The 15,109-nt window shown below is 28.3% G+C and carries 16 protein-coding genes and 1 riboswitch; of the genes, 6 read left to right on the plus strand and 10 right to left on the minus strand.

Annotated features, from left to right (window positions below; all coding sequences use genetic code 11):
• Positions 1-6 precede the first annotated feature (6 nt).
• The gene (locus RSD37_RS06920; protein WP_346945982.1) at positions 7-195 is read right to left on the minus strand and encodes a hypothetical protein; all 189 of its coding nucleotides are present in this window, start codon (positions 193-195) and stop codon (positions 7-9) included.
• A gap of 282 nt (positions 196-477) precedes the next feature.
• Positions 478-648 carry a hypothetical protein gene (locus RSD37_RS06925; protein ID WP_346945983.1) on the minus strand — a complete coding sequence of 57 codons (171 nt, stop codon included), beginning with the start codon at positions 646-648 and terminating at the stop codon, positions 478-480.
• A 390-nt stretch (positions 649-1,038) separates the two neighbouring features.
• Here RSD37_RS06925 and RSD37_RS06930 point away from each other — a divergent pair, with 390 nt between their 5' ends.
• The gene (locus RSD37_RS06930; RefSeq protein WP_346945984.1) at positions 1,039-2,349 is read left to right on the plus strand and encodes a helix-turn-helix transcriptional regulator; all 1,311 of its coding nucleotides are present in this window, start codon (positions 1,039-1,041) and stop codon (positions 2,347-2,349) included.
• Between the two features lie 141 nt (positions 2,350-2,490).
• On the opposite strand, the gene RSD37_RS06935 is transcribed toward RSD37_RS06930, so the two are convergent.
• Positions 2,491-3,495 (minus strand): acyltransferase family protein, encoded by a 1,005-nt coding sequence (locus RSD37_RS06935; RefSeq protein WP_346945985.1) that lies wholly within the window; start codon positions 3,493-3,495, stop codon positions 2,491-2,493.
• A 368-nt stretch (positions 3,496-3,863) separates the two neighbouring features.
• Here RSD37_RS06935 and RSD37_RS06940 point away from each other — a divergent pair, with 368 nt between their 5' ends.
• Entirely contained in the window at positions 3,864-4,094 is a 231-nt protein-coding gene (locus RSD37_RS06940) for a BhlA/UviB family holin-like peptide (RefSeq protein ID WP_346945986.1), read from the plus strand.
• A gap of 47 nt (positions 4,095-4,141) precedes the next feature.
• Here RSD37_RS06940 and RSD37_RS06945 read toward each other — a convergent pair whose 3' ends face one another.
• The 3 genes from RSD37_RS06945 to RSD37_RS06955 form a co-directional block, all read right to left on the minus strand.
• Entirely contained in the window at positions 4,142-4,756 is a 615-nt protein-coding gene (locus tag RSD37_RS06945; RefSeq protein ID WP_346945987.1) for a hypothetical protein, read from the minus strand.
• Positions 4,757-4,782: 26 nt separating this feature from the next.
• Complete coding sequence (locus RSD37_RS06950; protein WP_346945988.1) at positions 4,783-6,363, minus strand: hypothetical protein; 1,581 nt, start codon at positions 6,361-6,363, stop codon at positions 4,783-4,785.
• 156 nt (positions 6,364-6,519) lie between these two features.
• A riboswitch (cyclic di-GMP riboswitch) is annotated at positions 6,520-6,605 on the minus strand.
• A gap of 117 nt (positions 6,606-6,722) precedes the next feature.
• Positions 6,723-6,902: a hypothetical protein gene (locus tag RSD37_RS06955; protein ID WP_346945989.1), complete on the minus strand. Its 180-nt coding sequence runs from the start codon at positions 6,900-6,902 to the stop codon at positions 6,723-6,725.
• A 192-nt stretch (positions 6,903-7,094) separates the two neighbouring features.
• Between RSD37_RS06955 and RSD37_RS06960 the strand changes: the two genes are divergently transcribed.
• The 4 genes from RSD37_RS06960 (at position 7,095) to RSD37_RS06975 (ending at position 10,622) form a co-directional block, all read left to right on the plus strand.
• Positions 7,095-7,772: a response regulator transcription factor gene (locus tag RSD37_RS06960; protein WP_346945990.1), complete on the plus strand. Its 678-nt coding sequence runs from the start codon at positions 7,095-7,097 to the stop codon at positions 7,770-7,772.
• 267 nt (positions 7,773-8,039) lie between these two features.
• Positions 8,040-8,945, plus strand: coding sequence for an ATP-binding cassette domain-containing protein (locus RSD37_RS06965; RefSeq protein ID WP_346945991.1), 906 nt, complete (start codon positions 8,040-8,042; stop codon positions 8,943-8,945).
• Positions 8,945-9,682, plus strand: coding sequence for an ABC transporter permease (locus RSD37_RS06970; RefSeq protein ID WP_346945992.1), 738 nt, complete (start codon positions 8,945-8,947; stop codon positions 9,680-9,682). The genes RSD37_RS06965 and RSD37_RS06970 overlap by 1 nt, the downstream gene beginning before the upstream one ends.
• A 22-nt stretch (positions 9,683-9,704) precedes the next feature.
• Complete coding sequence (locus RSD37_RS06975) at positions 9,705-10,622, plus strand: HAMP domain-containing sensor histidine kinase (RefSeq protein WP_346945993.1); 918 nt, start codon at positions 9,705-9,707, stop codon at positions 10,620-10,622.
• Between the two features lie 325 nt (positions 10,623-10,947).
• Here the strand turns inward: RSD37_RS06975 and hcp are convergent, their stop codons facing one another.
• The 4 genes from hcp to RSD37_RS06995 all read right to left on the minus strand — a co-directional run bounded on the left by hcp (position 10,948) and on the right by RSD37_RS06995 (position 15,105).
• On the minus strand, positions 10,948-12,660 hold the full coding sequence (hcp, locus tag RSD37_RS06980) for a hydroxylamine reductase (RefSeq protein ID WP_346945994.1): 1,713 nt from the start codon (positions 12,658-12,660) through the stop codon (positions 10,948-10,950).
• A gap of 168 nt (positions 12,661-12,828) precedes the next feature.
• On the minus strand, positions 12,829-13,047 hold the full coding sequence (locus RSD37_RS06985; RefSeq protein ID WP_346945995.1) for a DUF1450 domain-containing protein: 219 nt from the start codon (positions 13,045-13,047) through the stop codon (positions 12,829-12,831).
• Between the two features lie 14 nt (positions 13,048-13,061).
• On the minus strand, positions 13,062-14,276 hold the full coding sequence (locus RSD37_RS06990) for an FAD-dependent oxidoreductase (RefSeq protein ID WP_346945996.1): 1,215 nt from the start codon (positions 14,274-14,276) through the stop codon (positions 13,062-13,064).
• 607 nt (positions 14,277-14,883) lie between these two features.
• Positions 14,884-15,105, minus strand: coding sequence for a PC4/YdbC family ssDNA-binding protein (locus tag RSD37_RS06995; protein ID WP_346945997.1), 222 nt, complete (start codon positions 15,103-15,105; stop codon positions 14,884-14,886).
• Between the last annotated feature and the right edge of the window lie 4 nt (positions 15,106-15,109).

Raw genomic sequence — 15,109 nt, forward strand, 5'->3', positions numbered from 1 at the left:
TAATTACTATTGTGGCGTATACCTTGAACACACCCCTGAATAATCATAACCATGCTTAAGAGCACAATGAGCCTCATCAATCATTCCGTTCCAAAAATTATCCCCAACACATTGACAATTACAGTTACAATCACAAGAACATTGTGAACCATAAGTTCCAGCATTGTTTGAAAATCCATTCATTAATATTTTCACTTGAAATCACCTCCCCCCTATTTGAAAAACGTTTAAACAATCTTATTATTATGAATTAATTAAAATATAATGTGATGTGTTTTTGTTTACGTATAAATTGTATCATAGTAAATTTTGTATGTAAACTACTATTTTTACTTTTTATAACATTTCATAAGATATTTTTATTGTGACTTCATCCACGCAGTAATGGTTAAGTCAATATTGGATTTAGCATTTTAATAGCTCTTTAGCTACGTATAATTAATTTGATTTTATATTTTTAATTGAAAGGCTATTTTTTTATTCCGGCAGCGTTGTTCCCGGCTCTACAATTCTTACACACTCAATATTAGAATTTATAGCTAGTAATTTAAGTCCATTCTCACCTTCAAAAACTTTATTCATTGAATATAAACCTAATGATAGGCATAATGCTACCGCCATTGATAAAGATATTATTTTTTTTCTCATTTTAAATTTCTCCTTTTTTCATAAACACTAAATATTAAAATGTAAACTCACAATGTTTATGTAATATTTTTATTTTACATTTAAAATATACCATATTATGGATTTATTGTAAAGCTTTTATTTTACTTTCACTATTTTGAATGGTATAATAATTATATTAATACAGTATTAATATATAAAAGCATATTTTGATTTTGTTTATCTGATGTCTAGCCGCTGTAACACTCCATCTTTTTTTAATCTGGGATAACAGCGGGCACGACCCTAGATAAGTTCTTCTAACATTCAGCTGTAGTTTTGTATTCCTCTTAAGTAGGCTCCATCTGAATATAAGAATAACTTGATACATAAAGTTTTTTAACATTAAGCACTAACAAGGAGATTAATAATATGGAAATTTTATCACCAGGCCAAAAAATTCGAAGGATTAGAAAAGAGCTGAAAATTAACCAAAAGGAAATTGCAGGAGACGACATAACCCGCGAGCTTATAAGCATAATTGAAAATGATAGATCCAACCTTACACCAACTGTGGCACATATAATTGCAGATAACATAAATGGGATATGCAAAGAAAGAGGCATAGACTTTAGTTTGAATGCAGAATACTTACTAGAAGACATAAACTCTCAAACAAATAAAATCGCTAGCCAGTATATAGATTTTTTATCCATAAATGAAGATAATATTTCAAAGGATTTTACTAAAGATATCGAAGAAATAGAAATGTTTTTAATCAAATATGATGTTCCTGAAAAGAAAATGATTATATATGAAAAGCTAGGGGATATACTGAGGAAACAAAAGAAGTACAACAAAAGTTATATGTATTATATAAAAGCTTTTGAAAACCACAACAGATTATTTAATGATATTAGACTATTTAAACTTCTTCAAAAATTAGGAAATGTATGTATCCACCTAAGTAAGTATAAGGAAGCTATAGATTTTAATAATTTAGCTCTGGTATACAACGACACTATACCTGAAGATTTAAAATATAAAGTACTTCATAACAACATCTTAGCTTATGTGCATCTTGAAGAATATGATAAAGCCTTAATTGAACTTGAACACATTGAAAAAACCTTTAAAAGCCTACCTAAAGAAAAGATTTTTAAACTCAATGTATTAAAAGTAAACTGCCTTAGATATAAAAAATTTTATAGTGATGCCTTTAAGTTAAATGAATATATCCTTAGCTCTTTAGATTATAATGACACTGAGAATATCATATTAATTACAGGTAATATACTCGATATTTACACTGTGTTAAAGGATACGAAGAATATAAGAGTTTATATCGATAAGCTGATTTATCTAATGAATAATTACAGTGAAGTAGAGGACAGCTTCCATTGCCCAAATGTTTATAACCAGATAGGTCTGTCTAATAATTTAATTAATAATATAGACCTGTCCATTGAATATTATAAAAAATCCATAAAGGTTGCTAAACATCATAGAAATGTAGTTATACTAGTTAAATCACTAACTCAGCTATTGGATATACTTATAAAAGAAGAAAACTTATCCGAAATAAATAGTTTCAAAAATGAACTTCTTGAGCTTATCTCATTAAATATTGTTGATGCTAGCATAACGCCAGTATTTAAGCTTTTACACTTCTATAATGATACTAATGATAAAGAAAGCGTAAGTGATTTATTAAAGTTTATATTAGATTCTAAAAAAAATTAATCCCACCTTTTAAGTAACCCTAAAACATTTTAGGGTTACTTATTTTTATATTGGATGGGATAAAGAAGTAACCCTTTACTAAAATTTCTTTCTAAAAGAATAAAAATAATACTTATATCATTTAAAGAGTAAATTAATAATCTAAAGATAGCTTTTCTCTTTTTTCTTTCCCAAAACCCATGGGAAAAATCGATTAATTGTAAAAATTACAGGTATAGAAATTAACAATGTAATAGTAGCATATATATAACCTTTTATATGTATATAATTTTTTAAAATGGGATTTAACATATCTATCTTTCTAATAACAAAAAAAACAAGATAATGTGTACATAGTACTACTATAGAATTTTTCCCAAAATACTCAAGCACCTTTGTTATCTTATTATTCTTTTTTATATATTGAGCTATTTGTATATAAGCAATTACTCCAGTAAAAGCTGCTATATAAAAATAAAAGATTTTACCATATGTAGTTTCGTACATACTAGCAATACTATTTAGAATCCCACCAATTACAAGATTAGTAGCAAAACAAATAATGAGTATTCTCCTATTTGGTGATGTAATTTTACTACCAATATCAGTACCTCTAATCAAATTACCAAATCCATAAAATACTATTGCCGTAAATGAAACACCAATACTCCAAGGTAACACAACATAGTCTTTTATAAAATAAAGGCTATATCCTACAATTCCAAAAATCAATAAAATAAATAGTGTTTTAGCTTTACTTTTAACTTGAGAAATGAAATAAAATATTATTTCTACAACAAATAAACATACAAGAAACCACAAAGGCTCATTCCACACAACCTTATTTCCTAAATATAATATCTGAACTATAATAGTCTTAAATCCATTAAACTTGACTAATACTGATAATATAGAAAAAAAGAAATATGGTATTAGCAATGTTTTTATTTTTGTTTTAATAAACTTTTTAAAGTTGGGATGTTTTTCCTTTACGAATAAATACCCTGATAAGAAAAAAAACAGAGGCATATGGAATGAATAAATATATTTTTGTATGAACATTGTTCCTGTAGACCCTGCAAATTTAAAATTCGCATGTCCAATAACAACTAAAATTATGCCAATACCCTTTAATATATCAATCCATTCAATCCTTTTTTTATCCATAAAATACCTCCACTAAAAAATATTCAAATAAGCTTATATCCATTTAAATATTATACTACAAATGTATACTGTTTTTCTACTTCTACCCCTCCCCCTTTCTTATCTATGATTTTACCACAGAAAAAGTTAATGTGTATGTAAACATCCTTGTAGCTGTAGCACTTAGACCTCACTATGATTATATTTTCAATGAAACCGGAATGGAATCTCCGTAATTCATGGCTATTTACTTATAAGTCTTTAAAACCAACTAAGTTCACTTTGTTTTTACGTTAATAAAGTCAAATGCATATATGTTATTGAAGGGTATTTTATTTAACATGTAGGACTTAAAAACCATCTAAATTAAATTACGAGGAGGCAAGTAAATGGAAAGTGAAGTAATGAAAATAGCTATGTCCCAAGGTATATGGGCAGTACTGAGTATATCACTACTGTTCTATATACTAAGAACTCAAGAAAAAAGAGATGAAAAACAAGAAGAACGAGAAAAAAATTATCAAGAGATAATAGGAAAAATAACAGATAAATTAAGCATAGTAGAAGATGTGAAAAAAGATGTGGTGGATATAAAGCAATATGTTATAGGGAATAGATAAAACAAACTCCAATCTATGGATATGTAGATTGGAGTTTGTTTTATTATTTATTGTCCTGCTTCACTCAAAGCTGAAGAATCACCGCTTTCAATGACTTCATGAGTATCTTTGTCTTTAAAGTTTACTATGGTTTTTGCTGTATCAACAGATTGCCCATTCATAGCTTGATACATATTTCCGGACATATAAAATACTATTGCTGCAAAAGATTGAAGTCCTCCATAAGATGCTTTATCAACCATAATATTAAATTCTGTTAAATCATCATTATATGTTATATCTGTAAAAGAAGGATAATTTTCTTTATCTGCTAAAGTCTCCTTAATACCTTCATCAATTGCTTGTTTCATGCTTGCCAATAACTCTTTATGAGTTTTCTTGTCCATAATATATGTTACAGAACCATCTTCATTGACTTTCACTTCATGTACACCTTTTGCTTTTGCTTCTGTCTCAACAGTGGACATGTCATTACCTTCAAAAAAGGCTGCTGGCAATGTTACTTCTACATCAAACAGATTTTTTTCCGAAGAAATCTCTCCTCCGTTACTTTCTGTTTTCTTTTCATCCTTAACTCCATCTTCTGAACTCTTTGAACCGCATCCTACCATTGTAATTGTCATTGTAGTTACAAGAAGTAATGCTAAAATTCTCTTTTTCATAAACTTTTCCTCCCATTTATAATTAATTATTTATTTTTCTTCAACCAGAAGCCTACTGCACTAATTAATATAACCCCTAATGCTATAAAGATTATACTAGTAAAGTTTATTGTTGAATCTGTCTCAGAAATTGTATCATTTACTTCATCTATAGTATCTTTCGTATCTACATCTTGTATATCATTAGATGAAGTTGGTACTATTTCTTTCACAGAGTCCTTTAGTATTGAGTCTGAATTTAATGTCGGCAAAGGTTCCTCGTTGTTATTAATAACTGTAGTGAATTTTTCCAAATCAGAAGTTTGTTGCACAGGATTACTATTTATATCAATGTTAGTGTCATTACTTGTATTAGTATCTTTATTTACATTAGTATTACTACTTGTCCCAGTATTATTATTATTTGTATTGGTATTACTATTTGTACCATCGTTGGTATTATTGTTTTTACCATCGTTAGTATTACTATTTGTCTCAGTATTAGTATTATCTGTTGGTTTTTCACTTAATTCTTCTATAGATATTGGTGTATAGCCAATTCCTACGATACCATATACAACAAGATGCTTATCGTCATAAACCTTAAGAGCCTTCATACTATCATTAACAATATACTTTTTTACAAATCCGTTATCTTCCAATTTGGATATGACACCACTCTCATTTATCCATAGACTTCTATTAGAATCAAATGATGAGTGAAAATAGTCTCCTGTAAAATCAAATTCTTTAACTAGTTCAAGGGCATCATTATTAATTTTATATTTCTTAATAGTTGACTTTCCTAGTTGATATTCACTTTCTGTTTTTACAAACTCTCTAGTTGCTACAAATAATGTATTATCTGCTCCAGGGTATACACATTCTATTAGATCATTGGTGTTTATTGAATATTCTTTAATATTATTATCTTTTGAAATTCTATAAATTTTATTATCTGAACCCAGTTTGAATGATTTACTAAACCACAAACTTGCGTCCAATCCCTTTTCAAGTTGTCCATAACTGTCATAGGTTGTATTACTATCCTGTAGCCTTAGAGTTTCATGTGAAAATCCATTATCATTGTATATTATATATTTCGTATTATAATCTGTAATTATGCCTGTTTGAGAATAGATTGGAACATTGTTTTCTTTTGCCTCAAACCAAAATACTCCATTTGAGTCTATTGTATAATTTGTTATGTATGCATTTCCATCTCCATAAGTTGGAACTGGTTTTACAAATTCCATTTTGTATGTATTCAAGTCTACCTTATATATAGACTTTTGTTGATTCTGTTCTGAAATTACATAAGCATTTTCATTATATATTCCTATAAATCTTAGGTGTCTTATAAGGTCAAAATCCTCAGATATAATGTGCTTTTCCCCATTTTCTTCAACAAAAAATTTTATATTGTTATCAAAAATAACTGCGTTATTAACAATAGTCTTATCTTTATACTGATATGCAAATCCCAAAGTCTCTTTTCTTACATCCATGAATTCTGGCACCGATGAATTATCATCTTCTGCTGCCTTAACTTCCCTTGATAAATTCATTGCAAATATCAATTGAACTAAAAGCAAAACTAGAATGGTTCTACTAAATCTCTTTCTCATCCTTTACTCCCCTTTTCATTAATAAAGATTAATCAAAAATATCTATAGATATCATTTTTTCGAAACTGTACTATACACCTCCAAACAAATCCATAGATATAGGTTGCTCTTATTAATGCAGTGAGTTTATTTAGCAAAAACATGAAACTATATAATCTAGGTAACCTGGCTGCCATAGTTTAGTAAACCTTAGGCCCGTGGCTTTGCGTCTCTACCTTTCGATAGATTTGCCTTTATCTATGGAATAACATATTGTTAACAAATTTTATAATATTTTAATTCACTATGTAAAATATTATAAAATTATTACAATTTTGTCAAGTAAGTGTGAACTTTTTGCCTTATATTAAAGGCTGATGCTATATACTTACTTCAATTTGAGCCCACTTATCACCAGCGGGTATTATCTCATTTCCATATTTTAAATCAACTGGCTTTTTAAAAATTGGGCCATCATAGACCACTGTATGATATTCACCATTTTCCCCACAGGCATCTGCACCATACTCTTCAATATCTTTTATCAATGAGTAACTCAAATCCTTAATTTATATCTTGTTCTTTAAATAATTTAATATTAGATACAAATACGTCTTCATAATCATCAAACAATGGGATGATACAAAACAAAAATACAATAGTAACGTACAGTATGATAAAGTATACGTAGAAGAATAAATCTAAGCGATAAATGTTAACTTTATGTATAAGATTAAATAAGGAGTATATGAATGATTAAGATATTAATTGTAGAAGATGACCCTGAGATTAACAAGATGTTACAAACTTTATTAACAAAAAATCACTATGAAGTAGAATCTGCATTTTCTGGTACAGAGGCTATATTGTTGTTAAAAAGAGAATCATTTGATTTAATTTTATTAGACTTAATGTTACCAGGATTAAGCGGTGAAGAAGTATTAATAAAGATTAATGAAGAATTTGAAACTCCTATTATATGTGTATCGGCAAAAGATAATTTAAATACTAAAATTGAATTAATTCAAGGTGGTGCAGATGATTATATTACGAAGCCATTTAGTAATGAAGAATTAATCGTAAGAATAGGTGCAGTATTAAGAAGGGTAAATAAAGATTCAACAAATAATAATACTAAAGTCTTTAAGTTTAAAGATTTAATTTTAGATAGTGAAAATCATAATGTATCTATTAATGATAAACCTATAGAGCTTACAGTAAAGGAATATTCTATATTAGAATTATTAATTACTAGCCCTAAAAAGGTGTTTACCAAACAAAACATATTTGAGAGCATATGGTCTGAAGAATATATTGTTGATGAAAGAGCTGTTACAGTACATGTCAGTAATCTACGCAATAAATTAAATGATGGAGATAAATATATAAAAACAGTTTGGGGAATCGGATATAAAATGCAAGATAATTAATTTATAAACTTGATACTTTCTTGATAATTTCTAAATTCTATTTTGATATCTTTCATTTATGATTTAAATATAGAATTAATTTAGGCATCTGAAAATAAATAATAAGTCAAAGATGCGAAGGATATTTTGAGTTAGACAAGGAAGCAGGTTCCACAGATAGTAGAACTATCTAAGGGTTCTGCTGACGACGTATCACTCAAAATAGCCTAGGAGATTGACTTATTTATTTTTTGAAGATGTCTTATAGAAAGTAAGAGGTAAAAAAATATGAGTTATGTATTACAGACTAGTAATTTAACTAAACAATACAAAAACCAAATAGCTTTAAACAATGTAAATATAAACATTGAAAAAGGTGATATTTACGGTTTAATCGGTAAAAATGGTGCAGGTAAAACTACACTTATGAAAATAATATGTGGCTTGATTTATTCAAGTCATGGAGAGGTCAAACTTTTTGAAAGTAATAATTTAGATGAAAATAGGAAAAGAATTGGGTGCGTTATTGAACAACCAGCTCTTTATCCTTCAATGACAGCTAAACAAAATCTTATTTATTATAATAAGTTACTTGGTATCTCAGAGTACAGTAATATTGATGGACTACTTAATTTAGTTGGCCTTGAAAATACAGGCAAAAAGAAAACTAAGAATTTTTCACTTGGTATGAAACAACGACTATCAATTGCTATTTCTTTAATAGGAAATCCAGATTTTCTTATCTTGGACGAGCCTATTAATGGATTAGACCCTTCTGGTATCATAGAAATTAGAGAATTACTTTTAAAACTTAATTCTGAAAGAGATATTACTATTCTAATTTCTTCTCATATTTTAGGTGAACTTGCTAAAGTTACAACAAAATATGGAATAATTAAGGACGGGAATTTAATTGATCAATTTGCATCAAAAGATTTAGAAACACGCTGTAAAAGGTATATTTCATTAGGAGTTAATGATACAGATAAGGCAACATACATTATAAAAAATAATATAAAAATCACTGATTATAAAGTATTCAATGAAGGAAGAATACACATTTATGATTATTTGGACAAACCCGATGAAATTAACAAAGAGTTAGTTGAAAATGGTGTTTTAGTATCTCACATTGGTTTAGAGGGTGATGATATAGAAGCATATTTCATAAAAAAGATGGGAGGCGACCAATAATGATAAATATTGTTTTTAGTGAATTTTATAAAATACTTAGAAGTAAAATTTTTATTGTTATTTCATCTATTCTTTTATTTATGTTTACAGTATCACTGGGATTTAACATTTATTATATTGAAGAATCACAACAGTTATTAACAGGAATTTCTAATTACAATGGTTCTTATACAGCAGATGTTATTTACTATATTATTATTACATTTGTAACGTCTTTAATTACTGCTGAATATACAAATGGTACTGTACGTCAAATGGCTTGTCGTGGAATATCTAGATGGAAATTGTTGTTTGGTAGATATATTGCTATGTATTTTGTTATCACATTAATTTTATTAATATTCGGTGTTTTAAATTTAATATCAGGCACAATGTTTAACCAATTAGGAGATGTTGATTTAATTGCATTTCTTCGTATGAATATAGGAATACTTTGTATGTTTTGGGCAATTGCAGGGATTGGTACTTTTATATCTTACCTATTTAAAAACGAAGTAGTTGCAACTGCGATTTCTTTCTTAGTTATAATGAGTAAGGATATTTTTGCATACTTGCTTCATCTACTAACAAAGAATGATATTTTTATAAAATATTCTCTTTCAAATATGCGTAGTGTTATACTTGATTTTACTTCAAGTCCAGAAGATGTTATTAAATGCTCAATAGTATTTTTAGTGTTTGGGGTAATTACAATTATTTTATCTAGCTTATTATTTTCAATAAGGAATATAGATTAATTTAAATAAGGGATTGAAAAGAATGGAAAATTTTTGGATAATAGCTACTTTGATATTGTTACTTGTTTTGATAATATTTATTTTTTACCATATGTACTATCGTATGAATATCAAACATATTACAAATCAATTAGAGGAAATTATAAATATAAAAGATACAAATCAATTATTAACAGTATTAGCAAGACAAAAGGATATCACAAGTTTGGTAAATACGCTAAACAATCAGCTAAATGATACTAGACTCTCTAGTATACAGATTAAAAGACTAAATAAAAACTTTAGAGATAGTATAACCAATATATCCCATGATTTAAGAACGCCTTTGACAACTGCTGGTGGATATGTTCAAATGCTACAATCAGATGTTACAGAAGAAGAAAGACAAGAGTACTTAGCAATTGTGCTGGAACGACAAAATACAGTTAAAAACTTACTTGAGCAATTATTTGAGTATGTACGCATTGAATCTGGAGAAATTGTTTATGAATGTATTCCAATAGATGCTAAGAGTATCTTTATAGATATCCTTGCCATGTATTATGATGATTTCTTTAAGAAGGGACAAGAGCCAACTGTTATTTTTCCGAATACACCTTGCATAATCAAAGGGGATGAACAAGGCTTAAAAAGAATATTTTCAAATATTCTTTTTAATGCAATTACACACGGAAATGGAGATTTTCGTTTTGAAATACAGGAAACCAATTGTTATACATTCACTTTTTCAAATCTTAGTGAACCCATGACAAAAGATGATCTAAATTATATTTTTCATCGCTTTTATACAAAAGATAAATCTAGAAATAAAAAAACTACAGGGTTAGGATTGTCAATAGCCAAAGAAATTGTTAAACAATTAGATGGTAAAATTGATGCTTACTATCTCAATGGTCGATTTTCAATATCTGTCTCATTTCCAAAGTCTGAAAAAAATTAAAAGTTGAACTGGTAACTAAATTTTACTTTATAATATAATGCAAGACATGAATCTTTACCTCCACTCCAGGAAGCAAAGCAATTTTTATTCCTTCTTTTAAATTATTGAATTTAGCCATAAAAAAATTCCTCTGTCAATACTTAATAATGAAGTATTGATTATAGAGGAATTTCCTTTGAAATCTTATTTTTGAATATTAATTATTCGATTTTCTAATTTATCCAAGCTTAGCTTTATGACATTGCCCCTGGGGGTTTTAGTATTTTCCAATGAAAATACTTGCTAAGATGGAGTACTGACCTCACCTGAATGTTCTTTTGATTGATTATTGTAAAAACATTTTCATATCATCTTCTACATTAGTTATTCCACCAATTCCGAAGTTTTCTACTAAAACATTAACTACATTTGGTGATAAGAATGCCGGAAGAGTTGGTCCTAAGTGAATATTCTTAACTCCAAGGTGTAATAATGAAAGTAATACTATAACAGCCTTTTGCTCATACCAAGCTATATTGTATGATATAGGTAGCTCATTTACATCATCTAATCCAAATACTTCTTTTAGTTTTAAAGCTATTAAAACTAATGAGTATGAGTCATTACATTGACCTGCATCTAATACTCTTGGAATTCCACCGATATCACCTAAATCTAATTTGTTATATTTATATTTAGCACAACCTGCTGTTAAAATTACTGTATCGGTTGGAAGTGCCTTTGCAAAATCAGTGTAGTAGTTTCTGCTCTTAGCTCGTCCATCACAACCCGCCATTACAAAGAATCTTCTTATTGCTCCACTCTTCACAGCATCTACAACTTTATCTGCTAATGCAAATACTTGATTATGAGCAAATCCACCAATAATTTCACCTTTTTCAATTTCAGTAGGAGACTTACATTTCTTAGCATGTTTGATTAAATCTGAAAAATCTTTTTCTCCTATTTTATTAACTTCAATGTGTTTAACACCTTCAAATCCTACTTCACCTGTTGTATATACTCTAGCTTTATATGACTTTTCAGGTGGTACTAAACAGTTTGTTGTCATTAATATTGGCCCATTGAATTTCTCAAATTCTTCTGTCTGCTTCCACCATGCATTTCCATAGTTTCCTGCAAAGTGAGAGTATTTCTTGAAAGCTGGATAGTAATGAGCTGGAAGCATTTCACTGTGTGTATAAACGTCTACTCCAGTTCCTTCTGTTTGCTTTAATAACTGCTCTAAATCTCTTAAGTCATGTCCACTTATTAATATACCTGGATTTTTTCTAACTCCAATGTTTACCTTAGTTATTTCAGGGTGTCCATAGCTATCAGTATTAGCTTTATCTAATAATGCCATACCATCTACCCCAAATTTACCAGTTTCTAAAGTTAAAGCTACATAATCATCAACTGTTAGAGTGTCATCTAATGTTGCTGCTAATGCTTTTTGTATAAATCCATGTATTTCATCATTGTCATGTCCTAAGTGGTTAGCATGCTTAACATATGCAGCTAATCCTTTAAGACCATATATTATAAGTTCTCTTAATGATCTTAAATCTTCATCTTTAGTTGATAGTACTCCAACTGTTTCTGCTTTTGCACTAAATGATTCAGCATTATCAGCAAACCAAGTTGCTGCATCTGGAAGTTTAATTTCTTCTTCTTTTTTAAATCCTACAAATGAAAGCATTTTATTTAACCAAGTTTCTTCTGTCTTAGATTTTCCTAAATTAACTCCTGCTTTATTTATTTGATTTTTTAATTCTTCTCTTAACTCTAACCCTCTTTTAATTCTTTCTGTGAAAACATTTCTATCAAAGTTAGCATTAGTTATAGTTGCAAATAAACTCTCAACTATAAATTTATTTACTTCTTTATTAATAACACCTACTTCTCTTCCTTTAACACTGTAAACTGATATTCCTTTTAATATATATATTAATAAATCTTGTGACCTTGCTAAATCTGGTGTCTTCCCACAAACTCCACTTACAGTACATCCTTTACACCCTGCTGCTTCTTGACATTGATAACAAAACATACTCATTATAAATTCCTCCATTTATCTTGTATTATTTATATTCGTTTTTGATATTTTCGCTTGTTTTTTATTACAGTTCAAATTATACTGTTTTAGTCAACTTTTATCAGTAACATTTGTTACAAAAATATAAAAACATGCTACCAAAAAATAGCATGTTTTTAATTTAAGATTTTATATCATACTTTTTATTTTCTCAAATAATTCATCTGCTGTATCCGCTTGTATCATTTCATCATTTACTAAGGCAAATGGTCCCACTGCACAATCTCCACAATATCCTAAACATCCCTCTACTGATACATCCACATTACTAAAATCATCTTTAATCTTTCTCATAGTATCTTCTGTTCCAAAAGAAAAGTTATTTTCACAAAATTTTACTTCAGTCATTTTTATACCTCCAATTATTTATTTTTTAATTTTTCTAATAACTCATCAACAGATATATTATATAAATCAAATTTGTCTAAATTTATTTCTTTCTCTATTGCTGATTTGAGTAATGGTGATTTTTTTGTATCTCCTATAATAATTGCTCCCACTATGTTATTATTTTTTATAAGTATTTTTTTATATACTTTTGAATTAATATCTTCATCTACTAATATCATAGTAGATTTTGTTTCTTCTATACAGCCCATAGAAAATAAAGAAATCCCAAAAGCATTTAAAGTAGTCACTGGAGTAATATTTTGATATACTATTTCGTTACCAGCAATGTTGTACCCAGCAACTTTCCCCTGCGATATAGCAATATTCCATAGACCAGAAACATGGTTCTTAAATTCTGCAACATCCCCTGCTGCATACACATTTTTTATATTAGTTTCCATCTTGTCATTTACTAATATTCCTCTAGCTGTTTCAATACTAGTATTTCCTATTAAGTCTATGTTAGGTTGAATCCCTACGGAGTAAATAACCATATCACACTTTAATTGTTTTTTTTCGTCTATTAGAATTCCTTCAACTTTAACATCCCCTAATATATCTTTCACAGTTGTATTGCTTAATATTTGTATTCCATAACTTTCTATTATATTCTTCAATATTTCCGAAGCCTTATCGTCTAATTGATATGGCATAAGCTTTGGTAGTAATTCAGCAACGATAACTTTTATACCATGTTGATGTAATATCCAAGCTGTTTCTAATCCTTGTATTCCTCCTCCAATTACTATTACATCCTTACTTTCATTAAGAGTACTTTTAATGTTCAGGGCATCATTAAGATCTCTTAATGTATAAACCCCTTCCTTCCCTATACCATCTATTAGTGGTATTTTATTACTTGCTCCATTTGCAATAAGCAACTTGTCATACTTTATTTTTCTACCATCACATAATAATACTTCATTGTTGTCAGTATTTAAATTCACTACTTTTGTGTTAACTAATAACTTTATTTTATTTTCCTCATACCACTCGTTCTTTTGAAGAAGTATTTTATTTTCCTCAATTTGATTAAATATACCTTTAGATAATCTTATACGGTTATAAGGATAAAATTCTTCTTCTCCAATTAAATATACCTCTGAATCTAAGTCCGTCTCTCTTATTGCTTTGACTGCTGATATTGCTGCAATTCCATTGCCAACAATTACTATTCTTTTAGTCATTTTCATCACCATATCTTTCAATAATTCTAACCACTTATATTATTACTCTTTTCATACCCTTTATTCTTATCCTTCATAATTAAACTAATATTAAAAAACTTATTAATTCCTTTGTGTACCGCTTAAATAATCTCCAATAGCCAATTGTGCAAAAAATAAAGGCTATTATTCATACCTATTTTCCATTTAGAACCTTCTTTTTCTAAACTCATTTTGTAATTAGTTACTTCTTTTTCTTTATTTTCATCATTATTTTTTAGTATGAATAATACATTATAACTGTGATAAGTGTCATCTTTATTAGGAATTGACTCAAATTTAATGTCACTAATTTCAAGATTATCTATACTTCTTGTAAGATTGTAAGGGTAAATCCTATCTATATAAAACTTTTCGTAAGCTTCCTTTGTCATATATTTTTTATAGATTTTTATATCAGAAATTATTGTATTTTTTTTATTGTATAGCCAATAATTAATGAAAATGGTGCCATTATTACAATATATTTATTCAAGCTATCCATTATTCTTCCATTAAATTCAACCTTGCTAACATAAAAAATGACACAATCCCTTTAAGATTGTGTCATGCTCCAATATAAACTTAATTATATATCCATCCCATTAAGAATCTCTTTAAGTTTCTTTAATTCATCTATACTTAAAGTCACACCCTTACCCATTTTCTCATGGTCAGCTGCCCATTCTCTTAAGTCATATTTAGCATCTTTTCCATTCCAGCTTATTAGATTTAATTCTTTCTTCCATCCTTTAGATGATTCTGCTATAGTTCCAAATTCTTTTTCTATTTCATATTTAATCTCTGCCATGCTG

It is taken from the genome of Clostridium sp., assembly GCF_036646415.1.
Lineage (GTDB): Bacteria > Bacillota > Clostridia > Clostridiales > Clostridiaceae > Clostridium_J.